The organism is Thalassobium sp. R2A62 (assembly GCF_000161835.1).
Classification (GTDB): Bacteria; Pseudomonadota; Alphaproteobacteria; order Rhodobacterales; family Rhodobacteraceae; genus Thalassobium.
Map to the genome: position 1 here is coordinate 498313 of NZ_GG697169.2, position 25974 is coordinate 524286.

30 protein-coding genes are annotated in these 25974 nt (G+C 52.6%); 19 read left to right on the forward strand and 11 right to left on the reverse strand.

Annotated features, from left to right (window positions below; all coding sequences use genetic code 11):
* Window positions 1-2 precede the first annotated feature (2 nt).
* Complete coding sequence (locus TR2A62_RS02475; protein WP_009157784.1) at window positions 3-1049, reverse strand: SEL1-like repeat protein; 1047 nt, start codon at window positions 1047-1049, stop codon at window positions 3-5.
* A gap of 326 nt (window positions 1050-1375) precedes the next feature.
* Between TR2A62_RS02475 and TR2A62_RS18955 the strand changes: the two genes are divergently transcribed.
* Together TR2A62_RS18955 and TR2A62_RS02485 are read left to right on the forward strand one after the other, a co-directional pair.
* Entirely contained in the window at window positions 1376-1903 is a 528-nt protein-coding gene (locus TR2A62_RS18955) for a YbjQ family protein (protein ID WP_223296061.1), read from the forward strand.
* 3 nt (window positions 1904-1906) lie between these two features.
* Entirely contained in the window at window positions 1907-2812 is a 906-nt protein-coding gene (locus TR2A62_RS02485) for a hypothetical protein (protein WP_009159434.1), read from the forward strand.
* 177 nt (window positions 2813-2989) lie between these two features.
* Here TR2A62_RS02485 and TR2A62_RS02490 read toward each other — a convergent pair whose 3' ends face one another.
* On the reverse strand, window positions 2990-3310 hold the full coding sequence (locus tag TR2A62_RS02490) for a hypothetical protein (protein WP_009158416.1): 321 nt from the start codon (window positions 3308-3310) through the stop codon (window positions 2990-2992).
* A gap of 383 nt (window positions 3311-3693) precedes the next feature.
* On the opposite strand from TR2A62_RS02490, the gene TR2A62_RS02505 reads away from it, so the two are divergent.
* The 3 genes from TR2A62_RS02505 (at window position 3694) to TR2A62_RS02520 (ending at window position 9167) form a co-directional block, all read left to right on the forward strand.
* Window positions 3694-5045, forward strand: a protein-coding gene (locus TR2A62_RS02505) for an IS3 family transposase (RefSeq protein ID WP_150103444.1) whose coding sequence is annotated in 2 segments (ribosomal slippage) — window positions 3694-4030 and window positions 4030-5045 — 1353 coding nt in all. Because the reading frame shifts where the segments join, the coding sequence is not laid out codon by codon here.
* A gap of 2133 nt (window positions 5046-7178) precedes the next feature.
* The gene (tig, locus tag TR2A62_RS02515) at window positions 7179-8513 is read left to right on the forward strand and encodes a trigger factor (RefSeq protein ID WP_009159284.1); all 1335 of its coding nucleotides are present in this window, start codon (window positions 7179-7181) and stop codon (window positions 8511-8513) included.
* A 180-nt stretch (window positions 8514-8693) separates the two neighbouring features.
* Complete coding sequence (locus TR2A62_RS02520; RefSeq protein ID WP_009158426.1) at window positions 8694-9167, forward strand: hypothetical protein; 474 nt, start codon at window positions 8694-8696, stop codon at window positions 9165-9167.
* A 75-nt stretch (window positions 9168-9242) separates the two neighbouring features.
* Here the strand turns inward: TR2A62_RS02520 and rplI are convergent, their stop codons facing one another.
* From rplI to rpsF, 3 genes are read right to left on the reverse strand one after another with little or no spacing between them, the layout of a single operon-like run.
* Window positions 9243-9875, reverse strand: a complete 633-nt coding sequence (gene rplI, locus TR2A62_RS02525) for a 50S ribosomal protein L9 (RefSeq protein WP_009157619.1) — start codon at window positions 9873-9875, stop codon at window positions 9243-9245.
* A gap of 12 nt (window positions 9876-9887) precedes the next feature.
* Window positions 9888-10115, reverse strand: coding sequence for a 30S ribosomal protein S18 (gene rpsR, locus TR2A62_RS02530; RefSeq protein WP_009159696.1), 228 nt, complete (start codon window positions 10113-10115; stop codon window positions 9888-9890).
* Window positions 10116-10141: 26 nt separating this feature from the next.
* The gene (gene rpsF, locus TR2A62_RS02535) at window positions 10142-10495 is read right to left on the reverse strand and encodes a 30S ribosomal protein S6 (RefSeq protein WP_009159028.1); all 354 of its coding nucleotides are present in this window, start codon (window positions 10493-10495) and stop codon (window positions 10142-10144) included.
* 296 nt (window positions 10496-10791) lie between these two features.
* Here rpsF and TR2A62_RS02540 point away from each other — a divergent pair, with 296 nt between their 5' ends.
* Together TR2A62_RS02540 and TR2A62_RS02545 are read left to right on the forward strand one after the other, a co-directional pair.
* Window positions 10792-11436 carry a hypothetical protein gene (locus tag TR2A62_RS02540; protein ID WP_009157997.1) on the forward strand — a complete coding sequence of 215 codons (645 nt, stop codon included), beginning with the start codon at window positions 10792-10794 and terminating at the stop codon, window positions 11434-11436.
* A gap of 220 nt (window positions 11437-11656) precedes the next feature.
* On the forward strand, window positions 11657-12232 hold the full coding sequence (locus tag TR2A62_RS02545; RefSeq protein ID WP_009160202.1) for a YceI family protein: 576 nt from the start codon (window positions 11657-11659) through the stop codon (window positions 12230-12232).
* A gap of 63 nt (window positions 12233-12295) precedes the next feature.
* Here the strand turns inward: TR2A62_RS02545 and TR2A62_RS02550 are convergent, their stop codons facing one another.
* From TR2A62_RS02550 to TR2A62_RS02575, 6 genes are all read right to left on the reverse strand, one after another.
* On the reverse strand, window positions 12296-13498 hold the full coding sequence (locus tag TR2A62_RS02550) for a cytochrome b/b6 domain-containing protein (RefSeq protein WP_009159132.1): 1203 nt from the start codon (window positions 13496-13498) through the stop codon (window positions 12296-12298).
* 8 nt (window positions 13499-13506) lie between these two features.
* A complete protein-coding gene (locus TR2A62_RS02555) occupies window positions 13507-13842 on the reverse strand; it encodes an SMR family transporter (protein WP_009159119.1) in 336 nt (111 codons plus the stop codon).
* A gap of 70 nt (window positions 13843-13912) precedes the next feature.
* A complete protein-coding gene (locus TR2A62_RS02560; RefSeq protein WP_150103445.1) occupies window positions 13913-14269 on the reverse strand; it encodes a hypothetical protein in 357 nt (118 codons plus the stop codon).
* Between the two features lie 72 nt (window positions 14270-14341).
* Complete coding sequence (locus tag TR2A62_RS02565) at window positions 14342-15550, reverse strand: NADP-dependent isocitrate dehydrogenase (protein ID WP_009159249.1); 1209 nt, start codon at window positions 15548-15550, stop codon at window positions 14342-14344.
* 233 nt (window positions 15551-15783) lie between these two features.
* Window positions 15784-15987 carry a hypothetical protein gene (locus tag TR2A62_RS02570; RefSeq protein ID WP_009159868.1) on the reverse strand — a complete coding sequence of 68 codons (204 nt, stop codon included), beginning with the start codon at window positions 15985-15987 and terminating at the stop codon, window positions 15784-15786.
* Window positions 15987-16640, reverse strand: a complete 654-nt coding sequence (locus tag TR2A62_RS02575) for an alpha/beta hydrolase (protein WP_009160866.1) — start codon at window positions 16638-16640, stop codon at window positions 15987-15989. The genes TR2A62_RS02570 and TR2A62_RS02575 overlap by 1 nt, the downstream gene beginning before the upstream one ends.
* A 196-nt stretch (window positions 16641-16836) precedes the next feature.
* Between TR2A62_RS02575 and TR2A62_RS02580 the strand changes: the two genes are divergently transcribed.
* The 12 genes from TR2A62_RS02580 to TR2A62_RS02630 all read left to right on the forward strand — a co-directional run bounded on the left by TR2A62_RS02580 (window position 16837) and on the right by TR2A62_RS02630 (window position 25960).
* Complete coding sequence (locus TR2A62_RS02580; protein ID WP_009158812.1) at window positions 16837-17295, forward strand: Rrf2 family transcriptional regulator; 459 nt, start codon at window positions 16837-16839, stop codon at window positions 17293-17295.
* Window positions 17295-18473 carry a cysteine desulfurase family protein gene (locus tag TR2A62_RS02585; protein WP_009159582.1) on the forward strand — a complete coding sequence of 393 codons (1179 nt, stop codon included), beginning with the start codon at window positions 17295-17297 and terminating at the stop codon, window positions 18471-18473. Before TR2A62_RS02580 ends, TR2A62_RS02585 begins: the two co-directional genes overlap by 1 nt.
* An 18-nt stretch (window positions 18474-18491) precedes the next feature.
* A complete protein-coding gene (gene sufB, locus TR2A62_RS02590; RefSeq protein WP_009160777.1) occupies window positions 18492-20003 on the forward strand; it encodes a Fe-S cluster assembly protein SufB in 1512 nt (503 codons plus the stop codon).
* Window positions 20004-20006: 3 nt separating this feature from the next.
* Entirely contained in the window at window positions 20007-20201 is a 195-nt protein-coding gene (locus TR2A62_RS02595) for a hypothetical protein (RefSeq protein WP_009157881.1), read from the forward strand.
* Window positions 20198-20371 (forward strand): hypothetical protein, encoded by a 174-nt coding sequence (locus TR2A62_RS18675; protein ID WP_009159316.1) that lies wholly within the window; start codon window positions 20198-20200, stop codon window positions 20369-20371. Before TR2A62_RS02595 ends, TR2A62_RS18675 begins: the two co-directional genes overlap by 4 nt.
* A 90-nt stretch (window positions 20372-20461) precedes the next feature.
* Window positions 20462-20992, forward strand: a complete 531-nt coding sequence (locus tag TR2A62_RS02600; protein ID WP_009160613.1) for a hypothetical protein — start codon at window positions 20462-20464, stop codon at window positions 20990-20992.
* 10 nt (window positions 20993-21002) lie between these two features.
* A complete protein-coding gene (locus TR2A62_RS02605) occupies window positions 21003-21593 on the forward strand; it encodes a hypothetical protein (protein WP_009160169.1) in 591 nt (196 codons plus the stop codon).
* 31 nt (window positions 21594-21624) lie between these two features.
* Complete coding sequence (gene sufC / locus TR2A62_RS02610) at window positions 21625-22380, forward strand: Fe-S cluster assembly ATPase SufC (RefSeq protein WP_009159353.1); 756 nt, start codon at window positions 21625-21627, stop codon at window positions 22378-22380.
* On the forward strand, window positions 22380-23669 hold the full coding sequence (locus TR2A62_RS02615) for a SufD family Fe-S cluster assembly protein (RefSeq protein ID WP_009158481.1): 1290 nt from the start codon (window positions 22380-22382) through the stop codon (window positions 23667-23669). Before sufC ends, TR2A62_RS02615 begins: the two co-directional genes overlap by 1 nt.
* Window positions 23669-24166 carry a hypothetical protein gene (locus tag TR2A62_RS02620; RefSeq protein ID WP_009157663.1) on the forward strand — a complete coding sequence of 166 codons (498 nt, stop codon included), beginning with the start codon at window positions 23669-23671 and terminating at the stop codon, window positions 24164-24166. The genes TR2A62_RS02615 and TR2A62_RS02620 overlap by 1 nt, the downstream gene beginning before the upstream one ends.
* The gene (locus tag TR2A62_RS02625) at window positions 24163-24747 is read left to right on the forward strand and encodes a YIP1 family protein (protein ID WP_009157651.1); all 585 of its coding nucleotides are present in this window, start codon (window positions 24163-24165) and stop codon (window positions 24745-24747) included. The genes TR2A62_RS02620 and TR2A62_RS02625 overlap by 4 nt, the downstream gene beginning before the upstream one ends.
* Entirely contained in the window at window positions 24740-25960 is a 1221-nt protein-coding gene (locus TR2A62_RS02630; protein ID WP_009159632.1) for a cysteine desulfurase, read from the forward strand. Before TR2A62_RS02625 ends, TR2A62_RS02630 begins: the two co-directional genes overlap by 8 nt.
* The last annotated feature ends 14 nt before the right edge of the window (window positions 25961-25974 follow it).

Here is a 25974-nt window from a genome sequence, read left to right on the forward strand (position 1 = left end):
TCTTACTGGCCACAGTTCTGGTAATTGCTGCTCATGCAGTCTCTTGCCATGGCTTGGGCTGTTGAGATGTCTTGCGGGGTCATTTCTTCGGCTATGATGTCGCGGTTTTCTGAACCAATTTCATTACCGTTTGCACCACCGATGTTGAACCACATGTGCGCTAGAATATTATCTTGAATAACACCCCGACCCAAGGCGTACATGTTCCCTAAATTGGCTTGAGCGACAGCATTCCCCTGTTCAGCAGCTTTACGATACCAACTCACTGCTTCTGCGTAGTCTTGAAGAACACCCTGACCGTTTTTGTACATGAGACCTAAATTGGTTTGAGCTTTAGCTTCCCCCTGTTCAGCAGCCTTACGATACCAACTCACTGCTTCGGCATAGTCTTGAGGAACACCCCGACCGTTCTTGTACATGTTCCCTAAATTGAATTGAGCACGAGCAAGCCCCTGTTCAGCAGCTTTACGATACCAATTCACAGCTTCTGTGTAGTCTTGAAGGACACCCTGACCGTTTTCGTACATGAACCCTAAATTGGTTTGAGCGTCAGCAAACCCCTGTTCAGCAGCCCTACGATACCAACTCACAGCTTCCGTGTAGTCCTGAATAACACCCCGACCGTTTTCGTACATGAACCCTAAATTGTGTTGAGCGTCAGCAAACCCCTGTTCAGCAGCCTTACGATACCAACTCACTGCTTCTGCGTCGTCTTGAGGAACACCCCAACCGTTAGCGTACATGTTCCCTAAATTTTTTTGAGCAAAATCAACCCCCTGTTCAGCAGCCTTACGATACCAACTCACAGCTTCCGTGTAGTCTTGAGGAACACCCTGACCGAATTCGTACATGACACCCAGAAGGGCTTGAGCGGCAGCATTCTTCTGTTCAGCAAAAGGGTTCTCCTGTTCAGCGAAAGGTCTCAATTCCTGAAGAGCAGTCGCATAATCACCAGTGCCAAAAGCGGCTACACCCTTGTCGAAATCTTGAGCATGAGCAGTGCTAGAGAGAGCTAGAACGACAGCCACAGCAGAGATGATCTTCTTCATAATATGAACCTTTGTTTGGGCTTGCTTTAGCTCACTTCAAATGAGCGACACATGTAGATCAGGGGGAGGGCAACAAACGAAGCTCTGCCTTGGGGGAGGCATCTTCCGTAACACGAGGGAGAAGGGGGGGTGCAGTGGAAGAGGTTGCGTCCGTAATCATCCGAGTCTTCGTTTGTTGTTGAATCACAGTTAACACAGGAAGTCTCACAATGATAGCCTTTAGTATTGATTCTATATACTAACGGATATAACGCTAGTTAACACCAGTATGCTCGTTTGGGGCGACCTGCTCGAAGGTTGAGTTAAGCGTAAGACGCCCGATTGGGATGTTTAAGAAAGGTCAGAGACTTATGGTCGAATGTGTTGGGTGTGCAATGGAAATGGGCTTCGCTGACAGGATGAACGCCAATAGTTATAATGGTCTTTGTCGATCTTGTGCTAATCATGGCCGTAAAGTTGCAGCAGGATTAGATGATGAAACAATTGAGGCGGTTGGCCAAGCAGCACGACAGTATGATCTAAAAGTAGACGCCATACTCCTCACAACAGAAACAGCACCTAACCTGAACATCACTGAGCGCATTGAGATCGTTACTGCTGAGTGCGCCTTTGGCATGAACATCTTCAAGGACCTATTCGCTGGCGTAAGGGACATCGTTGGCGGTCGTTCTGAGGCTGTACAGCAGACCATGAGGGATAGCCGTAAGACTGCGCTCTATGAACTCAAGAAAGAAGCCTATGAGGTCGGTGCTAATGCAGTCGTTGGTGTTGACCTCGATTATGTTGAACTCTCAAAAGCTGGTTCAATGGTGATGCTGGTAGCGTCTGGAACTGCTGTAAGGATCGAAGGATAGAGTATGCTTGTTTTTTCGATTGTTATTTTCGTTACGGCTTTAATAGCTCCTGTTGTTATGAATTTAGTACGAAGTCAGGGATCGTGGGGGCTGTGGTCGTTTGTTACAGTAATGAATTTCCTTTTTATTGCGGGGTTGGGACTCCAGCAGATTTCATACATTGCTGCACTTGTATTACCTTTTGCTTACTTTATTTGGATTGGCCTAGCTGAAGGAATTGCGAAGAAAAAATTTCCTCTGTGGCATAAAAAATCCTACCGCTGGAGATTTGAAGACGAAGACAATCCAGTTGTGGCAGCGAGGAAGGCAAAAGAAGCTGAAGCAGAGGCGGAGAAGAAGGCAAAAGAAGCCGAAGCAGAAGAGGCACGATTAGCTGTCATATTTGAACAAGATAGAAAAAAACAAAAAGCAAAGGCAGAAGCCCAAACATTGAAGATGTACGGATCAGGTCCTGTTGCAATCGACGGAGCTAATCTTTGGGGCCGTGTCTACAGTGATACTGATGAGGATCATCAAAAGGCATTCGAGGCAGTCGCCAACCTTCTGGTGCGGTTGAAAGCCTCGGGATACGATCCGCATGTATTCTGGGATAGTAAGTTTCACAGATTTGCAAAACATCTTCAACTTGCAGGATTAAGTGAGGGTCTGCCGAATATGTTGTCTGAACTACTTTCGATTGAAAAACAGATGATTACTGTCAGCCAACGTGGGCTAGCTGCGGATGCGGATATTATTGCGTGGGCAACTCTAAAAGAGGCAGCGATTATCTCTAACGATAATTTTAATAAAGAAATTGAAGATGAGATAATCCTAAGCCGAGCGATTTCGCTTAAGGAACGTGGTTTACTTAAGAAGTTCAGCCACTCAGCAGGTGACATAGTGGTGCCGGGACTGACGAATTTAGTCTAAAACAGACTCTGCCACTTCCATACGTTAGCTACGCTCGACACGTTGGATGCGGACCTATCGCTTGCCAACACTTGGTGAGGCCAATCGTATTAAAACACTGCTTAGTCTGACGCCAGCCTGTGTTACCTATTGGGTGCTGGCGTCAGACATTCATTCATTCAGCTTGGTTCAGGGCTTTTAGGCTTCCGGTGGGGCATCGACCTGCAAATGGTTGAACAAGATACGCTGTAGCACCTCCTCATCAGGCTCTTCTGGATACTTCCTTGAGATTTCTATGGCCTCAGAAACAACCTCAGAGCAGGATACTGGTATCGGGATGTGCTTTAGGTCATCGCTAGGACCACCATAACGATTATAAGTCCTGTAGGATGCGTAGAATGCCTGTGTGAGTGCTTCTTGGACTAGCTGTTCATCCTGTAGATCATCCCGTAGGAACTCTACGTAGGGTGCAACAGCAGGATCATCACGTAGGACTAGCGTAGCGTATCGTTTACCCATGACAGTAATCCTTATTCCTAACCACATCCTTACAAGCGTGGATCATGTGGTGCTTGAGGGAAAAACCATCAGCAGCTTCCAAGACCTCAGAGGTCACAGGTAGAACCACTGTAATAATGCGCTCTTGGTGGCCTGTGACCTTAAAGGTTTGGTTGTGTGTGTTAGCTGCGTAGTAGATCGGACTGATGACAGCACTCGTTAAGCTACGCTTGGCTTTATTCGGAGGGTTCAGATAGTCCTCTATAACCTTACCTGAGAACTTCACTCTTAGGTCTACGGGGTCAATTTTCTTATCATTTGTCTGACGTCAGCGCCTTTGGGACAGATTTGAGGAATTGAACACCGGAGGATTTCTGGTTCATCGTAACCTTCATGGAGTGAAGATGAACAATAAATCCGGAAGCAGCAAAGCGTCTGCAGATAAATTGGTAAAGAACATCCGCCGCAAGACACGGCAAACTTATTCGGCTGAAGAGAAGATCCGCATTGTTTTGGCGGGAATGCGCGGAGAAGAGAGCATCTCTGCTCTTTGCCGTCGTGAAGGCATCGCGGAGAGCCTGTATTACAGCTGGTCGAAAGAGTTCCTTGAAGCAGGCAAACGCCGCTTGTCTGGCGACACAGCCCGTCAGGCCACATCCCCTGAAGTGAAAGAACTGCGTTCAGAAGCCATGGCCTTGAAGGAATGCGTGGCCGATCTAACGCTTGAGAACCGCCTGCTCAAAAAAAGCATGACAGGGGTTGGGGAGGATCTGGAATGAGGTATCACGCATCAGAGAAGTTTGAGATCATCCGTACCGTTGAAGGATCACATCTGCCAACCAAGCAGGCCCTCGACATGCTTGGCATTCCACGCACCACATTCTACCGCTGGTGTGATTTATATCTCGAAGGCGGGTTTGACGGGCTGGCTGACAAATCTCCATGCCCTAAATCCGTCTGGAACCGCATCCCTGACGATCGTCGTGACGATCTGATTGCGTTTGCACTGGAGCATGAGGCGCTGAGCACGCGCGAGCTGGCCGTCAAATACACTGACGAAAAGCGGTACTTTGTATCTGAATCATCAGCTTATCGCATTCTGAAGGAAGCTGATCTCATCACAGCACCAGATTACGTGGTGATCAAAGCAGCCGACGAGTTCACGGATAAAACCACCGCCATCAACCAGATGTGGCAGACTGATTTTACCTACTTCAAGATAATCGGATGGGGTTGGTACTATCTGAGCACGATCTTGGATGATTATAGCCGCTACATCATCTCATGGAAGCTTTGTACAACCATGCGGGCCAGTGATGTGACCGAGACGATTGAGCTCGCTCTGACAGCATCAGGCTGTGACCAAGCAATTGTTCGACACAAACCGCGCCTGCTCAGTGATAACGGGTCGTGTTACATATCTGGCGACCTGGCCGAATGGCTGGAAGGGCAAAATATGGCACACGTGCGTGGTGCTCCGTTCCATCCACAGACCCAAGGTAAAATCGAACGCTGGCATCAGACGATGAAGAACCGCGTGCTGCTGGAAAACTACTATCTTCCTGGCGATCTCGAACGCCAGATCGGGGCATTCGTCGATTATTACAACAACCAGCGTTACCACGAGAGCCTGAGCAACGTGACACCTGCCGACGTCTACTTCGGGCGCGGCAAAGCCATTCTCAGAGAAAGGGAAAAGATCAAGAAACAGACAATCAAACACCGCCGCTTGCAACATCAAAAACAAGCCGCATAATCAATCACACATAAGAGCCAGAGCCTCCATTGCTCAAACCGCTCTCATGTCCCATTTTATATGACGACAGACAGAGAAGGGAGCGTATCGACCCCAACTGGATAATAATATTAAGGGGAAGGACCTGTAGGGTGGTGTACACCACTACATAAGGAACCAACCACCAGTATTGATAATCATAAAGGATAGAGAGCCTAAGAAGGGTGTACACCCATACATATGGTATAGCTTAGGATCGGCTTACAGCCTCAAGAACAGTTAGTATTTAACCACAATAATTATAATCTGGTTGGTGGTATCTATAGGGTCGCTACGCTCAAGAACCTTAAGCTCATTTGTTGTGGCATATACATAAGGTCTTGGATGGTCTCATCCTCTTAACGACTATTACCAGTAGGGGTCATATACATTCCCAGACATAAGATACCCCAAGCACATCCTGAGATTGCTGCGGTTTATACTCGAGCATCGCTACGCTTAGTGGTTGTACTTTGTGTGAGTGATGTTGGTGGACACCCGCGTAGACAGACTTGCAGGTTATCAGACGTTAGGTGTCCACCATCCTACAGTAGGCACTCTCTTTGTATCCAGCTGGTCGCTCTTGTGGAAGCTCACCACGTGTATACCGGAGAGGTATTTGGTGTGTGGCTATAACCTTAAGTTCACGTCAATTACCCGCAAGATCGCTAGTCTAAGTTGTTGAGATTTATTGAATTGGTGTACACCTGAACCAGAGGTGGGATGCCTCGAACAAGGTGTACACCGTCGAGGGGGGAGACCTCAACGTTATCCAGCTGGTCACTCTTGTGGAAGCTCACCATGAGTATACCGAAGAGGTCTTTTGGATGATGATTATAGTCTTAGGTTGTGGCTTACATCTCATGAACAACGTACGGTGACTTATAAATATGTATAATGATTCCAGTAAGTTCTCGTAATTGCTTAGGATAATTCTAGCGTGTAGCAAAAGGGCTATATGGGCCGGCGCTTCGAATCATCTCGTGTCAAGTATTTATTTGAGTCAAGCACAAAATAATTTATTTAGTATAATAATTGTAGTATATGTGTAACACTAGGCCCTGCTTGTAACATAAGTCACAAGTACGTGATATATTGAAACATTCGATTCGTTTTGGGCTAAAGGGCTGTCAATAGATAACATACGATCCCTAAGTCATTGATATTATTATCTTTGTGGTGTATCAGTGGCTAACCCCCTGTATTCACTGGCATCTAAAGTTAGAGTCCCAAAGAAGGATACCAACCAGATCACAAGGGGTCGCTCAGAATGTGTGGTGTTACTATTGACAATGATACCAGAGTATGAGCCGTGAATTATCCTTGGTCTAACCACAGTCTATGGCTAGGGGTCGCTAGGATTACACCAGCTATAACAAATGGGACCCTATGGATTCTCACGAAAGATTTTCGGGGGCAGGGGTTGCCACCTATGAATCCAAAACAAAGAAAATACTTTCGCAAATGCACAGCATGTACATCGGGTGCATCGGTCCTTACTTAAGCATCTAGCAGCTGCCCTGTTAGCATCCTCAAGGCGTAGAAAGGAACAATAGAATGTTTTTTACAAAGGTCGGTACTTGGATAGCCGCAATAGGGTTTGCGCTTTCGGTGTTTAATATTCTTCTCGCACTATTTCTACCGGAATCCATACCGATGATAACTCGAGGCATGGGGGTCGGACGGATGATCGATCTGAGTATCTACATCGCAATGGCCTGTGTGCCTCTCGGTGTACTTTGCGAAATCAGCATGCACCTAAGTAATTCACAATCGACAAATGCTGATAGCTCTACATCGGGCTGAAAACTCATCCGTAGATGCACAGCAGCACATCATAGAGGGCCAATAGAACGTCTCTGGGAGTACTAGAGGTACAGTATTGGCGCACCATTGGTACACTATTTTACCCTTAGATAGACGGGTGGAACTCCATTGGGTTGACACCAGTTAAACGCACGAATATCTGGCGGCGATACATGCGTGTAGTGACTGCGTAGCAGTTACGTATTGGGGTTCTTTTGCGGTAAGATGCGTAGCAGATTTGCTAGCAAATAAAGTCTTGACCAAGTCCCTTCACCCGCACCAAAAACGAAGAGAAAAAGGACGGATTCCATGCAGGTCACAGAGACCCTGAACGAAGGCCTCAAGCGCGGCTATTCCATTGTAGTTACAGCTGCCGAGCTGGAAGAGAAGGTGAACGCTGAGCTGGCCGAAGCGCAGCCAGAGATCGAAATGAAGGGTTTCCGTAAGGGCAAGGTCCCTATGGCGCTGCTCAAGAAGCAGTACGGCCAGCGTATGCTGGGCGAAGCGATGCAGAAAGCCATCGACGAAGCCATGGCGAAGCATTTTGAAGACAGCGGCGACAAGCCTGCGATGCAGCCCGACGTCAAAATGACAAACGAAGACTGGAAAGAGGGCGACGACGTCAATGTAGACATGTCGTACGAAATGCTTCCTCCGATCCCAGAAGTAGATTTTACGAAAATGAAGCTCGAGCGGATGTCCGTGAAAGCAGACGACGCATCGGTTGCTGAGGCTCTTGAGAACCTCGCAGAGAGCGCGCAGAACTTTGAAGACCGCAAGAAGGGCTCGAAAGCCAAAGATGGCGACCAAGTTGTAATTGACTTCTTGGGCAAAGTAGATGGCGAAGCCTTTGAAGGCGGCGCTGCAGAAGATTACCCACTGGTTTTGGGGTCCAACTCTTTCATCCCTGGTTTCGAAGATGACCTCGTTGGAGTCAAAGAAGGCGACGAGAAAGACGTAGAAGTTTCGTTCCCAGCTGAATATCAGGCCGAGCACCTCGCTGGCAAAGCGGCTGTGTTTGAGTGCAAGATCAAAGCCGTCAAAGCCCCTGCCAAGGCAGAGCTGAATGATGAGCTGGCCAAGCAGTTTGGTGCCGAAGATCTGGACGCTTTGAAGGGTCAGATCGCCGAGCGTCTTGAAGCCGAGTACAAAGGTGCTGCACGTGCGGTTGCCAAGCGTGGTCTGCTGGATGCGTTGGACAAAGAAGTATCCTTTGAGCTGCCACCATCATTGGTTGAAGCCGAAGCTGGCCAGATCGCACATCAGCTGTGGCACGAAGATAACCCAGAGGTTGAAGGTCACGATCACCCAGAGATCACACCAACAGACGAGCACAACGAACTGGCCGAGCGCCGCGTGAAGTTGGGCCTGTTGTTGGCTGAGATCGGTCAAAAGGCCGAGGTTGAAGTTACCGACGCCGAGATGACCCAAGCGATCATGAACCAGGCGCGTCAGTATCCTGGCCAAGAGCGTCAGTTCTTTGAGTTTGTTCAGCAAAACCAGCAGATGCAGCAGCAAATGCGCGCACCGATCTTTGAAGACAAAGTTGTCGACATGATCTTTGATCAGGCGGACCTGATTGAGAAAGAGGTCAGCAAAGATGATCTGCAAAAGGCTGTCGAAGCTCTGGAAGCAGACGACTAAACCCTGCTCTTAGATCTATAGTTTTTAGAGGCCGTCCCGCTGGGGCGGCCTTTTTCGTTCCCTGGGTTGCTGTGACGTTGGTGTTTTCGCCTTTGTGTAGAAAATTAGCGTATTTGCAACCGTGGCTTTTTATGGCGGCGTTTTTGCGCCATACTTTGGGCTATGAGAAGGGGATTCATCATGAAACGCGTTATTGCAACTTGTTTGACATTTTTGAGCTTGGCCGGTGCGGCCGCTGCGTGTCCGGACTTCAATCAATCCGGCGACACCTATGAGGGCACGGGTAAACAGCTGTTTCAAGAGCGGCAATTTCCGGTTCGTGCGGGTGGCAACAACAACATTCAAAACTGTCGCAACGTGACACCGGGTACGGATCGGGGCAGGGGTTATGTGACGACGGCACCAGACTTTACGTTCTCGTTGTCGGGCATGGGTGCGTACCAGTTGGTCGTCAGTGTCGTGAGCGAGTGCGATTCAATATTGTTGGTGAATACCTCATCTGCGAATTGGTACTACGACGATGATGACAACGGCAATCTGGACGCCAAGATTGTCCTGACACGTCCCAGCGATGGTTGGTTGGACGTTTGGGTCGGCACCGAGAACGGCGCTGTTTGCGACGCGATCCTGTCGATGGAAACGTTCAAACGCTAAGCCGCCAGATCTAATCCAATAAAAAAAGGCCGCTCTGGATCAGAGCGGCCTTTTCTATGAGATATGCGAGAGACCTTAGTCTTCGTTGCTGGCCTCTTCGGCTGCGTCGTCAGCAGCAGGAGCCGCTTCGTCGTCGCCAAAGTCGTCCATACCGGCAGCGCCGATATCGTCGAACAGCTCTTGGATCTCGAACTCAGCTTCTGCTTCTTCTTCAGCAGCCAGCTCCTGGATCGATTTACCAGCAGCCTGAAGTTCAGCTTCTTCTTCGGAACGTGCAACGTTCAGAACGATTTCAGCAGTAACTTCTGGGTGCAGCTTAACAGCAACCGTATGCAGACCGAGGTCTTTGATCGGCGCTGTAAGTGCAACCTGCTTGCGGTCGACTGTAAAGCCACCCTCGATCGCAGCTTCTGCTGCGTCACGGGTCGAAACCGAACCGTAGAGCGAGCCCGAATCCGATGCAGAGCGAATCACAACGAACTGTTGACCATTCAGCTTGTCCGCCAGAGCGTCCGCTTCTTTCTTGGTCTCGAGGTTGGTTGCTTCGAGTTGCGCTTTTTGAGCTTCAAAGGCTTTGATGTTCGCCTCGGATGCACGCATCGCTTTGCCAGTTGGCAAAAGGAAGTTACGTGCGAAACCTTGTTTGACCGACACGACGTCGCCCATTTGGCCCAGTTTGGCCACACGTTCTAGAAGGATGATATCCATTGCGGTGTCTCCTTACTTAACAGCGTAGGGCAGAAGCGCGAGGAACCGAGCACGTTTGATGGCGCGAGCCAACGCACGCTGGTTCTTGGCACCGACTGCGGTGATACGGGATGGAACGATCTTGCCACGCTCAGAGATATAACGCTGAAGCAGGCGAGTGTCTTTGTAATCGATCTTTGGAGCGTTCTCGCCCTCAAATGGATCAGACTTACGACGACGGAAAAATGGTTTAGTAGCCATGACTTAGATACCTTTCCTGATCTAGCTTAGCGGCGCTCGCGGCGTTCGCCACGTTCTTCGCGCTTTTGCATTTGAACCGATGGGCCTTCTTCGTGCTCGTCGACCTTGATGGTCAGAACACGCATGACGTCGTCATGCAGGCGCATCAAACGCTCCATTTCCTGCACGGCTGGTGCCGGTGCATCGGAACGCAAAAAGGCATAGTGGCCTTTGCGGTTCTTGTTGATCTTGTAGGCCATCGTTTTGACGCCCCAGTACTCGCTATCGGCTACTTTGCCGCCGTTGTCCGCGAGGACTGTGGAGAAATGTTCGATGAGGCTTTCGGCTTGCGTGTTGGACAGGTCCTGACGCGCAATAAATACATGCTCATATAGCGGCATGAATGCTCCAGTTCTTTTCTCAAGCGCATTTCATAGGAGGGGCATAAATCCTTGTGCACCCCATCCACGAGAGACTGCGCGGTTCAAATCGTTCCGCACAAGGACGTCGCCTTATACACCTGTAGGAATACGCGACAAGTGCGGATTTTGGGGTGGTTGTACCGTGTATCCTAAAACGCGACTTACGTTCACGTAATGCACTTTAATATTGAAAAAATGTGAATTTGCCTCATTCCCGCCTCAATTGTTTACGAATGATTAACGCAATCATAAGTTGATAGACTGGGATAGCACAAATGCACAAGACACCAAGACAGGGTGTTGGAGCAGGGCGCATAGGACGCCCGAAATCCAACAAAACGCACGAAATCGAAGAAACATATGCAGGCTACATCATTCGACCGCGCGGGGGCGCATCGCTGAGCATTGTCATTCCTCAGATGATCGCGGGCTTCCTTGGAAGCATATTTGCAATGCTTTCGCTGTTTTCATTGATGTTGCCGTCGAATGTCGCTGTTACAGATGTGCTGGCGATTAAAATCGCGGCAGCCTTGGTTATGGCCGTTCTGGGCGGTTTGCTGTTGTGGTACGCCACACGCGGTACAGCCGTACAGGTCCATGTGGACAAACGTATGGAGGAAGTGCGTGAAGTGATTACGAACCGCACTGGGCGCAATACTATCATTGCGAACTACGGTTTTGATGCGATCGGTGGTGTGCATTTGGACCGATCAAAGTCTTGCGATGGTCAGGCTGTTTTGGTCATGCGTCGCCGTAATTCTTCGGTCACCGTTCCTGTGACTGCGGGCTCGGAAGAAGACCTGATTGAACTCAGAGACCGCATGGGGCGCGACCTGTTGTTGTCCGGAACCCGTGAACACCGCCGCAACGATCTGCGTATGCAGGCGCAAAATTCGACGAAGATGCCATTGGTCGCGTGATCCTACCGTCTCGACCAAGCATGGCCGCCCTGTTTCTGCGCAGGGTGGTTTTGTCGTTTTAGAGGGGCATTGTTGTTAGCGGGGCATCGGCCGCCAAGGATCAGGGGTCTGACTGCGCGTTTTTGAACACAACCTGTTGATGTATCGTGGCTTGCCTTAATGTCCGATTGCGCGACATCTAGTCACAGCAATTCCGCTGTCACAGATAGAGACCCTCAAAATGAAAAAGACACTGATCGCCGCCGCTCTGGCAGGTCTAGCCGCTTCATCCACAGTTGCGGCACCGCAGGCCTATGATCTTGATGCGAGCCACAGCCAGATCGTATTCAGCTATTCCCACCTTGGTTTTTCAACAACCTACGGCATGTTCTCAGGTTTTGAGGGTCAAATCATGTTTGACCAAGAAGACCCAGCAAACTCTTCGGTTTCCGTTTCGATGCCGACCAAGAGCATGCTGACGGGCTGGGAAGGCCGCTTTAACCACTTTATGTCCTCTGATTTCTTTGGTGCGTCTGACGAAGACATGGTCACGTTTACGTCGACCGCTATCGAGGTCACAGGCGATAACACCGCAATGATCACGGGTAATCTGACGCTGAACAACATGACGAAATCGGTTGTTCTGGACGCAACGTTGAACCAGTCGGGCGACAATCCGATGGCTGGCAAAGCATGGGCAGGTTTTGACGCGACAGCAACGCTGCTGCGTTCTGACTTTGGCCTTGGTGCGTTCGCACCTGCCGCGTCTGACGAAGTCGAGGTCATGATCTCAATCGAGGCTGGCATCGCTCAGTAAGCGGGTTCGAACCTGATAGATGTGAGCCGCTCCATTCAGTTGGGGCGGCTCTTTTTGTTTTGATCAGTTGGCCGTGCGGGTCGCGGTCAGGTTGATCGAGACATCAACAGCAAATGCGAGGCTGCTCTCGTCGGCCATGCTGTCGCCGATGCCAAAACTGCGGCGGTCCAGTGTGATGCTGCCTGATGATGTGGCTGTATCACCGTCAACGAGCATGGACATTGGCACAGCGATTGGCACGGATTGGTCTTTGATTGTCAGGGTGCCGTCCATCACGATCCCATCGTCTGGCACGGCCAAAAGCTCGCCTACAAAGGTCGCCGTGGCAAACTGGTCTGCATCAAAGAAGTCGGGGCCCATCGCCTGATCGCGCACAGACCCCAGAACCAGTGATCCAATGTTTATCGTGACATCAACGTTGCCCTGAACCTCGGCCGGCTCTGGGTTAAATACGATTGCAGCGGTCCAATCGGTGAATTCACCGGTAACGGTGTTTCCGAATTGAGTGATCGAGAGAGCAATGTTTCCGTCGGCAACGGTCCAGTCTGACCCGACGGTGTCGAGAGCGGCGGCGTGAACGGGCGCAGTTGATTTCTCGAACATCCCAATCGCAGATCCAACACCAATCGCCAGCGCAAACGCGCCGCCCGCAAGAACAGCAGGGATTGCGCTATGACGGTGAGGGGGAACATCGACCGCGTCACGGTTGCCGAACCACATCCGTCTCAATGTGCTGTCGCGATCAATGAACTGGTGCTTCAAAGCACCCGCGACATGCAAAAAGATTGAGATGACTAGAACGCGTTCAAACACGATGTGCAGGCCGGCAAAGAATGACTTGATGGTTTGGTCAACGGGAACAAAGGGCAAGCCCTGACCAAAGGGCCACCAGATCGGCGCGAAACCTTCGGTGGCGGCATGACTGATCCAACCGGTCAGCGGGACAAGAACCAGACTGCCATAGAGCGTCCAATGGACAATCTCGGCCAACAGCGTTTCGGCACGCCGGTCAGGGTGCAGAGGTCCGGGCTTGGCTTGGCGCAAGGCCCAGAGAATACGCAAAATGGCGACTGAAAAAACCGTCACACCCAGCGTTTTGTGCAAAGAAAACAGGAATGCGGCCCGCTCAAAGTCAGGCTCGGGGGCGTGGGCGGCTTTGTTCGCCATAATCCCCAGCGGGATCAACGCGAGGATCAGCAATGCCGTCAGCCAGTGAAAGCTCTTGGTGACGGAGCCATAGCGCCTCTGTGTGTTGAATCGGGTCATAATGGGCCTCAATGAACGGCTGTTTTGGAAAATAGATTGATGATGATAATACCACCAAGGATTAGGGTCATCCCAAGGATCGCGGGCCAATCCAGTGACTGGCCGTAGACCAGCCACGCAATGATTGCGATCAAGACAATCCCGAGCCCCGACCAGATTGCGTACATGATCCCTACGGGCATGTATTTAAGCGTCAAAGCCAACAGATAGAACGAAATTGCGTAGGCGACGACGACCAGCACCGATGGCCACAGGCGCGTAAATTGCTGGCTGGCCTGCAATGCAGTGGTGCCGACGGTTTCAGCACAGACGGCGAACAGTAGTAAGATGAGGTGTTTGGGCATGGGAGTGATCCTTTTTGCAGCGTCTCAAGGGGACAGCCGCGAGGGGTTTGGGTCAAGTGGAAAAACGCGCTCAGGGTCTGTGCGCATCAAGCAGATCAAACAGCGACTGGGTGTGCCGCGGTGCGGTTCTAAGCCTGAAAAACCCCGCATCGGTCGTGATGTCGACCGTGCGCGCCCAGATCATCATGCGGCCAAACTGTAGATCTGTGATGCTGGCATAGGGAATAGTGGCATCAGCATCCTTGGTTTGTAGCCGGCGGTTCATTGCGTTGGTCGTAAATGACAGCGCTGTTGCATCGCAACTGAACCGTCCGCCGACCCAATTACCAACAAGGCCGATAGTGGTGAGCAAGACAGCTTCTTTGGCGGCCACATTGCGGGTGTCGGCCAGAATATTTGCCATACCTGAGAGAAGAGGGCTGCTCATATCAAGAGCCTAACAAAAAAGAGCGCCGCGAGACAATCGCGACGCTCTTTTGATCTGCTTGCGCTGGATGGATTACATCGCGGCGTTCAGGTTCTCGTCGATTTTCTCGAGGAAACCTTCTGTTGTCAGCCATTTCTGATCTGGGCCAACCAACAGTGCGAGGTCTTTGGTCATAAAGCCGCTCTCGACTGTGTCGACGATGACCTTTTCCAATGTGTTCGCGAATTTTGCCAACTGATCGTTGTTGTCCAACTTGGCGCGGTGCTTGAGACCACCTGTCCATGCGTAGATCGATGCGATCGAGTTTGTCGAAGTCGCTTCGCCCTTTTGGTGCTGGCGGAAGTGACGCGTGACCGTACCGTGTGCGGCCTCGGCTTCGACGACTTTTCCATCGGGTGTCATCAGCTGCGATGTCATCAGACCCAACGAGCCAAAGCCCTGTGCAACAGTGTCGGACTGAACGTCACCATCGTAGTTTTTACAGGCCCAAACGAATTTGCCGGACCATTTCATCGCAGCCGCGACCATGTCGTCGATCAAGCGGTGCTCATATGTGATGCCAGCGGCTTTGAATTTGTCTTCGAACTCTTCTTCGAACACCTGCTGGAACAGATCCTTGAAACGACCGTCGTATTTCTTGAGGATCGTGTTCTTGGTGGACAGGTAGACAGGCCAACCGAGGTTGAGGCCGTAGTTCATGGACGCACGCGCAAAGTCGATGATCGACTGGTCGAGGTTGTACATACCCATCGCAACACCGGCAGCAGGAGCGTCAAACACTTCTTTCTCGATGACAGCGCCGTCTTCACCAACAAATTTCATTGTCAGTTTACCAGGGCCAGGCATCAGGAAGTCTGTGGCTTTGTACTGGTCACCAAAGGCGTGACGGCCAATGACAATCGGGTCGGTCCAACCGGGCACGAGGCGCGGAACGTTGGAACAGATGATTGGCGCGCGGAACACAACACCGCCGAGGATGTTGCGGATCGTGCCGTTTGGCGAACGCCACATCTCTTTGAGGCCGAATTCTTCGACACGCTGTTCGTCTGGTGTGATCGTCGCACATTTGACGCCAACACCGATCTCTTTGATCTTGTTTGCCGCGTCGATAGTGATTTGGTCGTTGGTTTCGTCGCGGACTTCCATGCCGAGGTCATAGTAGAGCAGATCAACGTCAAGATACGGCAGGATCAGCTTTTTCTTGATGAAGTCCCAGATGATGCGGGTCATTTCATCGCCGTCGAGTTCGACGATGGGGTTCTCTACCTTGATCTTGGTCATGGTGCGGTCCTTTGATGGATTCGAATGATTGCGCGCGGCATAGCGCGTTTGGTCAAAGATGAAAAGACGGTATGCGATTGTATACGACGAATGCCGTTTGAAAAATATGGACACTTTGTCCCAGTTCCGCGGCAGTGATCCTAACCATAGATCGCAGCACACATATTGTGGGTGCCAAGTTATCTGATCAACAAATTGGCCAGCAGGACGGCCCAAGACCTCGGAACGTGGCCCTAGTCGAACTTTGCGAGCATTTCGCGTGCTCGCTTTTCCGCGCGGCGCACACGGATCGAGGTCAGATATGCCTCTTGCAATGTTTGCGACGACGCTCCGAGGACATCGCCGATCTGGTCGACAATTTTCTCATCACCAGACTTTTCAAACGCATCCAGTGCTTTTTGCGCCAGCTCGTCGGCAATATCTGCGGTCAGCGCCATTAGCGGGTATTCTCGGTCAGGCGGCGGCGAACATATGTCGTTGTATGGTCAATCATGTTGTCCATGTGCGGATCTTCAAAGAAGTGTCCCGCGTCGTCGATTTCGGTGTGCGTGATCGTGATGCCTTTCTGCTCGTGCAGTTTGTCCACCAAAGTATGAGTATCTTGAGGAGGCGCTACGCGGTCATTGGTGCCATTGATGATCAGACCCGAAGACGGGCAGGGCGCCAAAAAGCTAAAGTCGTACATGTTGGCTGGTGGGCTGACCGAAATAAAGCCAGTGATCTCGGGGCGACGCATCAACAACTGCATCCCGATCCATGCACCAAACGAGAACCCTGCAACCCAGCAATGCTTGGAGTTGTTGTTCATCGACTGAAGATAATCGAGCGCGGACGCCGCATCAGACAGCTCGCCAATACCTTGGTCGTATTCGCCCTGACTGCGTCCTACGCCGCGGAAATTAAACCGCAACACGGTAAAGCCCATGTTGTAGAACGCGTAGTGCAGATTATAGACCACGCGGTTGTTCATCGTTCCGCCAAATTGCGGATGCGGATGCAGCACGATAGCGATCGGTGCATCACGCTCTTTTTGCGGGTGATAGCGGCCTTCTAGGCGGCCTTCGGGACCTGGGAAAATCACTTCGGGCATTGGGGTCCTCGATCTAGTTGTTAGTCTTGTTGCGCGCGGCCCTGGGTGGTTTCTTGACGAAATCAGTCAGGGACTTTAGAACACTTCTAAACTCTGATCCAATAATTGGTTCAGGGCGGTTTTATCGCAATTAAACGCGAGGCTGCATCGCGTCAACTGATTGTCGTGGAAACGTAGTATTTTTGGGGGTTTTGAAATGAAACTGAGCACGAAAGGCCGCTATGCGATGGTTGCTTTGGTCGATCTCGCCTTGTTGCAGTCGGATGCGCGTCTCGTAACGCTGGGCGAAATTTCCAAACGACAAGATATCTCGTTGCCATATCTCGAGCAGTTGTTCGTGAAATTGCGCCGCGAAGGACTGGTCGAAAGCGTCCGCGGTCCCGGTGGTGGATACCGTTTGGCCCGCGCATCCAGCGACATCCGCGTGGTCGATATTCTGGGCGCCGTTGATGAAACTGTCAGCGCCATGCACAAAGGGGCAGGGGCGTCGGGGGCGGCCTCCGGCAGCCGCGCGCAATCGCTGAGCAACCGGTTGTGGGAGGGGCTGAGCGCGCATGTCTATGTGTTCCTGCACCAGACCCGTCTCAGCGACGTAGTGTCCAATGATTTGGCACCGTGCCCTGCGGTGCCAAACCTGTTTGAAATCGTCGATTGATGCGCGTTTATCTCGATCATAATGCAACCACACCGCTGCGCCCCGAAGCGCGCAAAGCGATGGTCGCGGCAATGGACATCATGGGCAATCCGTCGAGCGTCCATTCCGAAGGGCGCGATGCCAAATCGATGATGGAGCGGGCGCGCGCGCAGGTCGCGGCGTTGGTCGGGTGCAAAACCAACCAAGTCATTTTCAACGGAAGTGCGACCGAGGCCGCCGCCCTCGCGGTGGGGCAACGGGATCAGCATGGCGGGGTCTTTGCGTCGTTGCCAACCGAGCATGATTGCCTAAACGCATGGAGCGAGGCCAAGCTGCCCGCGATCATCAACCGCAAGGGTGCGCTTTCGCCCAGCGGCGTGACAGAGATGTTCAACTGGGTGCTCGCGCAGGCAGACCAAGAGTGGCAAGCGGATCGCGGCCCTGTGGCCTTGGTCGCGATGTCGGCGGCCAATAGCGAAACTGGTATCTTGCCTGAGACGGCGCAGGTCGTGCCCAGCAGTCACATCAATGCCGCGCGCGCAGGATCGGTTCCTTATTCGGTGATCTGCGACATCACCCAGATGGTGGGCAAGATGCCCGTGACCTATCCGGACGGCCAAACCCCGTCCTATATGATCCTGTCTGCGCATAAAATTGGCGGGCCAAAAGGGATTGGCGCCTTGATCAATTTCACAGCCGATGATCCGGTTGCTCAATTGCGTGGTGGTGGCCAGGAAATGGGTCGCAGATCAGGAACTGAAAACATCATTGGCATAGCCGGATTTGGTGCAGCTGCCGAAGCTGCACAGCGTGATGTCGAGGCGGGTGCATGGGATGCGGTCGCCGTGCGGCGAAATAGTCTGGAAACAGCCATTGAGACCCGCGCGCCGGATACTATTTTTGTAGGGCAGGCTGCGACACGTCTGCCCAACACGACATGCATGATGACACCCGGCTGGAAGGGCGAGACCCAAGTGATGCAGATGGACCTCGCGGGCTTTGCGATCAGCGCGGGATCAGCCTGTTCTAGTGGCAAGGTCAAAGCCAGCACTGTGCTGCGCGCGATGGGATACGACGAGACCGAAGCGGCCTGCGCAATTCGCGTGTCGCTGGGCCTCGAGACAACGGACGACGACATAAAGCGGTTTGCGGATGCGTGGTGCAACGCCTATGAGCGGCACAAAGCGCGGGCCGCGTGAGATTAGAGGAAGAGCGAAATGACAGCTTTGGATGATGTAGAAGTCAAAGACGGCGTCGATCAGGATACCGTTGATGCGGTCAAAGAGTTATCCGGCACGTATAAATACGGCTGGGAAACCGAGATCGAAATGGAATACGCGCCCAAGGGTTTGTCCGAGGATATCGTGCGTTTGATCTCTTCGAAGAATGACGAACCCGAATGGATGCTGGAATGGCGTCTCGCGGCCTATCGTCGTTGGCTCGAATTGACCGAGCCTGACTGGGCGATGGTCGACTACCCTGAGATCGATTTTCAGGATCAGTACTATTATGCGCGCCCCAAAAGCATGGAGGTCAAACCCAAGTCATTGGATGAGGTTGATCCCAAGTTGCTGGAAACATACAAGAAACTGGGCATTCCTTTGAAAGAGCAAGCGCTGCTCGCTGGTGTTGAGGCCCCAGAGGAAGAGCGCAAGGTTGCTGTTGATGCGGTGTTCGATTCCGTATCCGTTGGCACCACGTTCCAAGCCGAGCTTGCCAAAGCGGGTGTGATCTTTTGCTCGATCTCTGAGGCGATCAAAGAACACCCTGAATTGGTCCAGAAATACCTTGGGTCCGTCGTGCCTGTCTCTGACAACTATTATGCGACGCTGAACTCGGCGGTCTTTTCTGATGGCTCGTTCGTCTACATCCCGCCGGGTGTGCGTTGCCCGATGGAGCTGTCCACGTATTTCCGTATCAATGCGGAAAACACCGGCCAATTCGAGCGCACGCTGATCATTGCCGACAAAGAAAGCTACGTATCCTACCTGGAGGGCTGTACCGCACCACAACGCGACGTGGCGCAGCTGCACGCGGCGGTGGTCGAGCTGGTTCTGATGGACGATGCTGAAATCAAATATTCGACCGTTCAAAACTGGTTCCCTGGTGATGAGAACGGCAAAGGCGGCATCTATAACTTTGTGACCAAACGTGCGGATTGCCGTGGCGACCGGTCCAAGGTGATGTGGACGCAAGTTGAAACTGGGTCGGCTGTGACGTGGAAATACCCGTCATGCATCCTGCGCGGTGATGACAGTCAGGGCGAATTCTATTCGATCGCGATTGCCAACAACATGCAGCAGGCCGACACAGGCACCAAGATGGTTCACCTTGGCAAAAACACCAAGAGCCGGATCGTGTCCAAAGGGATCAGCGCAGGCAAAGCACAGAACACGTATCGTGGTCTGGTCTCGATGCATCCTAAGGCAAAAGACAGCCGCAATTATACCCAATGTGACAGCCTGTTGATTGGCGACAAATGTGGGGCACACACGGTGCCGTACATCGAAGTCAAAAATAACAGCAGCCGCGTCGAGCACGAGGCGACCACATCCAAGGTCGACGATGATCAGCTATTCTATTGCCGCCAGCGTGGCATGGACGAAGAAGAGGCTGTGGCGCTCGTCGTTAACGGCTTCTGCAAGGACGTGCTGCAGGCGCTGCCGATGGAATTTGCGATGGAAGCGCAAGCTCTCGTTGCGATCTCTCTCGAAGGGTCGGTGGGCTAAGTCGTGACGGGGCTGTTGGTCAATACTGGGATCGCGATTGCGGTCTTTTGGGGCATCACATTTCTGTGGCGCTCTGACAGCTATTCTGCGTCCGAGTTTTGGACGCATTGGCCCGCTGTGTTGAGTTTTGGCCCGATTTATCTGGTTCTGACCATAATCTTGACCCGTCGCCGCACAGCGCAGGAGATCGACGGATGATCGGTCGTATTCTGATACCCGCTGTTCTCACTGGCGGATTTTGCAGCGGCTTTGCCGTGCTGATCGATGCTGTTTTGCCGCCTTTGATGGGCGGTGAGGTCGCAATCATTGCTGGATTGTCCGGATTTTTGGGCAGCCTCTTTGCCTATCTTCTTGTGGGGCGCAAATGATGACCCCTGATTTCGGCAAATTGACGTCTCATTCCCGCCCTGTTTGCTGGGTAGTCGGACCTTACCAATCATGTGTAAAGGCCGTTCCCAATGACAGAAATCTGCAAAAACGCGCAGAAAGCCGAGTTTGCACAGCGGATCGCGCAGATCAACGATCCGCTCAATACCGAGTATGTCGATCCCGAGACCAACATGCTGATCCCCAAGAAAATGGGGCGCAAAACCGTACAGATCGGCGCGTTCGGAAGAATGGGCTATCCATTGTCTTTGGTGATGGCGCTGTTTTCTGGCGTGTTCGCGGTGATGGCGATCCGTTTCGCTCGGTTTCATTTCCTCGGGTACAACGATTTGGAAATGAACGCCGATATGATGTTTGGAATGGACGTCGTGATGGGCATGGGGATCGTGTTGTTCTTTCGCGAGACCTTCAATCTCAAACTACTTTCACACATGGCATTGTTGGGCACCAGTCTGATGGGCGCGGTGCTGGGTCTGCACAATCTGGTTTGGATGTATCCAGCCAAGTTCGGCAGCGTGTTTTCCCCCGAATGGGTCGCGATGACCAAAGCAATGGCCGAGCCGAATTCGATTCTGTTTCGCGGAGTTGCCTACCTGATCTAGAGGTGTCGGCATGAGCGTGATTGAAAGACCCACGCTCACCTTGCCAAAGGCCGAAGCCGCGTGGATCACGCAGGCCTACTCTGATGCGTCCGCTATTTTGGAATACGGCAGTGGTGGCTCGACGGTGATGGCTGCCGAAATGTCGGGCAAAACAATCTTTTCAGTTGAAAGCGACCGGCACTGGGCCGCGATGATGTCGGAATACTTTGACGCCAACCCGTCGGCATCGCCTGTAAACATGCATTGGGCTGACATCGGTCCTACGGTTGCGTGGGGTAGCCCCAAGAATACCAAAAACCATCAAAAGTTTAGCCGTTACCCGCTGAACGTATGGGACCGCGATGATTTCGTGCACCCAGATACTGTTTTGATTGATGGCCGTTTTCGGCAGGGCTGTTTGTTGGCGGTCTTGTTTCGTGCGACCAAGCCTGTGACCGTCTATTTCGACGACTACATGAACCGTAAAACCTATCATCAAATTGAAGAATTTGTGCCGCGTGTCGATTACATCGGACGTATGGCGCGGTTTGAGGTGACACCCAGAGACATCAAACCGGCCGAACTGGGCCGGATCACCGAGATCATGGGGAACCCGCGTTAGGCGGACCCAAACGAATATAAAGGAGACAGAAATGTTGGAAATCAAAGGCCTAAAGGTCGATCTGGAAGACGAAGATAAGCAGATCCTCAAGGGTGTTGATCTGTCCATTGAACCGGGCAAGGTCCACGCGATCATGGGTCCCAATGGTTCAGGTAAATCCACGCTGAGCTATGTTCTGTCTGGCAAAGACGGCTACGAAGTCACCGGTGGTGCGGCGACGCTTGATGGTGTCGATCTTTTGGACATGGAGCCAGAACAACGCGCGGCAGCGGGCCTATTTCTGGCGTTTCAGTATCCCGTCGAAATCCCAGGTGTTGGTAACATGACGTTCTTGCGGACCGCAGTGAACAGCCAGCGCAAAGCACGCGGCGAAGACGAGATGTCTGCGGCTGATTTCCTGAAGCTGGTGCGTGCAAAGGCCAAGAGCTTGAAAATCGACGCTGACATGTTGAAGCGTCCGGTCAATGTCGGCTTTTCCGGTGGTGAGAAAAAGCGCAACGAGATTTTGCAGATGGCGATGCTCGAGCCCAAGATGTGCATCTTGGATGAAACAGACTCGGGTTTGGACGTCGATGCGATGAAATTGGTGGCCGAAGGCGTCAATGCATTGCGGTCCGAGGGGCGTTCGTTTCTTGTGATCACGCACTACCAGCGTTTGCTGGACCACATTCAGCCGGACGTCGTGCACATCATGGCCGATGGTCGCATTGTTAAAACAGGCGGTCCGGATCTGGCGCTTGAGGTCGAAAACAACGGCTATGCTGACATTTTGTCGGAGGTCGCATAATGGCCCTGCCGCAACTAAAGCAAGACGCGACTGACGCGCGGCTCGCGGCACTGTCGATGCCTTTGGGCGCTGCGTGGGCTGTCGAGGCACGCGGCGATGCGTTGGCGCGGGTGACCAAAATGGGTCTGCCGAGCCGCCGTGACGAGTATTGGAAATATACTGAGCCTTCGAGCTTGGTTGACGAGGCGGCGACCGAGGCCGCGCTGTTTTCCAGCGATGAAGCGCCAATGTTCGACCAAATCGACCGGTTAAAGATTGTCTTTGTGGACGGAGTGTTTGATGCCGATGCATCCGACGATTTGGCAATGGATGGTGTGACCATCGAACGCTTGTCAGATGTTATGGCGCACGACATCCATTGGGTGCGTGACATCTACGGTGTGCTCGAGACCAAAGGCCAAGACCCTGTTGAACGCCCGCTGGCCGCATTGAACACAGCCTTTGCTGACGACGGCATAGTGATCCACGCGACAGGGCAGGCGGCACGTCCGATCTCTTTGATCTATTTGCACCGCGATACGTCTTCCGACGTGATGCTGCACCACGTTGTCCGCGTTGACGAAGGTGCCAGCGTGACTGTTCTCGAGAACGGAGCAGCGGCTGCGCGGTTCAATTCCGTCACGGAAGTCGAGATTGCGGACCGGTCTGCGTTCCACCATGTGCGGGCCCAAGGGCGCGACCATGAACGTCGTGCTGTAACGGGCTTGTTCGCCCAATTGGGAACCGAAAGCCTGTTCAAGTCCTTTACGTTGACCGCAAACGGCGTGATGACCCGCAACGAATGTGTGTTGGAGCTAACCGGTGACGACGCACAGGCCCATGTGGCAGGGGCGGCTGTTGGTGATGGCGGTGATTTCCTTCATGACGACACAGTGTTTATCACCCACGATGCGGTGAACTGCGAGAGCCGTCAGGTCTTTAAGAAGGTGCTGCGTAACGGTGCGACAGGCGTGTTCCAAGGCAAGATCTTGGTCAAAGCGGATGCTCAGAAAACTGATGGGTATCAGATTTCGCAATCGTTGCTGTTGGATGGTGACAGCCAGTTCTTGGCCAAGCCAGAGCTGGAAATCTATGCCGACGATGTGGCGTGTTCGCACGGCTCGACGTCGGGTGCTATCGACGACGATGCGTTGTTCTATTTGCAGTCCCGCGGCGTACCTGTTGGGCAAGCACAGGACCTGTTGACGCTCGCGTTCCTTGCCGAGGCATTGGACGAGATCGAGAACGAAGACCTTGCGGATGCTTTGCGTGACCGTCTTGAAAACTGGTTGATGCGCAGGCGCGACTGATGGCGATCTCGCAGGATATCATCCAAAGCTGGCGGCGCCCTGCTGTCGTCATGCGCCGTCTGTTGGATATGGGCACACGAGAGGATCGTGTGCTCGCCATTCTGATGGGTGCGTGTTTGACCATCTTCATTGCGCAATTGCCACGGCTGTCGCGCACGGCACATCTCGAAGACGTTGGACTGGATCAATTGGTCGCCTATGAATTTCTGGGCTGGTTGATGATCTGGCCGCTGGCATTCTATGTCATCGCCGCCATCAGCCATTTGATCGCTCGCATATTTGGGGCCCAAGGCACATTCTATACCGCACGATTGGCGTTGTTCTGGTCGTTGTTGGCTTCGACACCTGCGGTGTTGTTGCACGGTCTTGTGGCGGGTTTCATCGGGGCAGGTCCGGCGCTGACCTTGGTCGGTGCAGTCTGGGCGATCGCGTTTCTGTTGATCTGGTCGTTCTGTTTTCGCGAGGCCGAATTCCGCGTTGAGCGCGTCACATCATGAAGCAGTTTCTCGCCTTGGTCTGGGGGGCTTTGACCCAACCGGGTGATAGCGCGCGGATGGTGATGACCGTTTCCGCGCCACGCAATGCGATGTGGTCTGTGTTGGTTTTGATCAGCATCGCGACTGTGTTCTTGCGTTATGGCGCTGCGGCGTTGGGCGGGATACCTGCAGAGGCTACGACACTCGGCATGGCGCCCATGACCCTTGCGGTGGTGGTGGCGTCTTGGCAGGTGATCATGGTCTTTGCTCTCTATTTCACATGCCAGGCGTTGCAAGGTACGGGCAGTTTCGAGAACACGCTCAAATTGATGGTTTGGCTGCAGATGGTTCTGTTGGTGGTCGAAGTTGCACAGATTTCGCTCTTGCTGATTTCACCCGAACTGGGCCAATTCGCCGCATTCGTATCGCTCGGGTTGCTCTTGTGGTGCTTGGTAAACTTTCTAAATGTGTTGCATGGCTATGAAAGCCTTGGGAAATCTACGTTTTGCCTATTTGTGGCTGTGACCGGACTGATCGTGGGCGCATCGTTGATTATCACACTGATCGGGGCCGCCGTGCCCGGAGGATATTTGAATGTATGACGTCTCTGAAATTCGCCGTGATTTCCCAATCCTCGCCCGCGAGGTAAATGGAAAACCGCTGGTTTATCTTGATAACGGCGCGTCTGCTCAAAAGCCGCAGGTCGTGATCGATGCGATCACGCGCGCGTACGCCGAAGAATATTCTAACGTGCACCGCGGCTTGCACTACCTGTCGAACCTCGCGACCGAGAAATACGAAAGCGTGCGTGGCACGATTGCGCGTTTTCTGAACGCGGCGTTTGAAGACGAGATTGTGCTAAATTCGGGCACCACCGAAGGCATCAACACCGTGGCTTACGGTTGGGCGATGCCGCGGCTCGAGGCCGGCGACGAGATCATCCTGTCCGTGATGGAGCACCACGCCAATATCGTGCCGTGGCACTTCTTGCGTGAACGCCAAGGCGTCGTGCTCAAGTGGGTCGACGTAGACACCAATGGTGATCTTGATACCCAAACGGTGATTGATGCCATGGGCCCGAAAACCAAATTGGTTGCTGTGACCCATCTGTCCAATGTGTTGGGGACAGTCGTGGACGTGAAAACGATCACCCAAGCGGCCCACGAACGCAGCATCCCAGTGCTGGTTGATGGGTCCCAAGCGACAGTGCACCAACCTGTTGATGTGGCTGACATCGGTTGCGATTTCTACGCCATCACGGGTCACAAGCTGTATGGCCCGTCGGGTTCTGGGGCGATCTATATCAAATCCGAGCGGATGGCCGAGATGCGTCCGTTTATCGGTGGTGGTGATATGATCCGCGAGGTTCACAAGGACGTGGTGACCTACAATGATGCCCCGATGAAGTTCGAAGCTGGCACACCGGGTATCGTGCAAGCGATCGGTCTAGGGGTCGCGCTGGATTATATGATGGAGCTGGGGATGGATAACATCGCCGCCCACGAACGCGATTTGCGAGACTATGCCCGCACGCGGCTTGAAGGGCTGAATTGGCTAAACGTCCAAGGCAACAGCGCAACCAAGGCGGCGATCTTTTCGTTTACTTTGAACGGTGCCGCACATGCCCATGACATCTCGACCGTGCTGGACAAAAGGGGCGTGGCCGTGCGTGCTGGACATCACTGCGCGCAGCCGTTGATGGAGCATTTGGGTGTGCCTGCAACCGCGCGTGCGTCCTTTGGTCTGTATAACACGCGCGACGAGGTTGATGTGCTCGTTGATGCCTTGGAGTTGTGCCAGGACCTCTTTGCCTGACGCGCGGTTTTGCC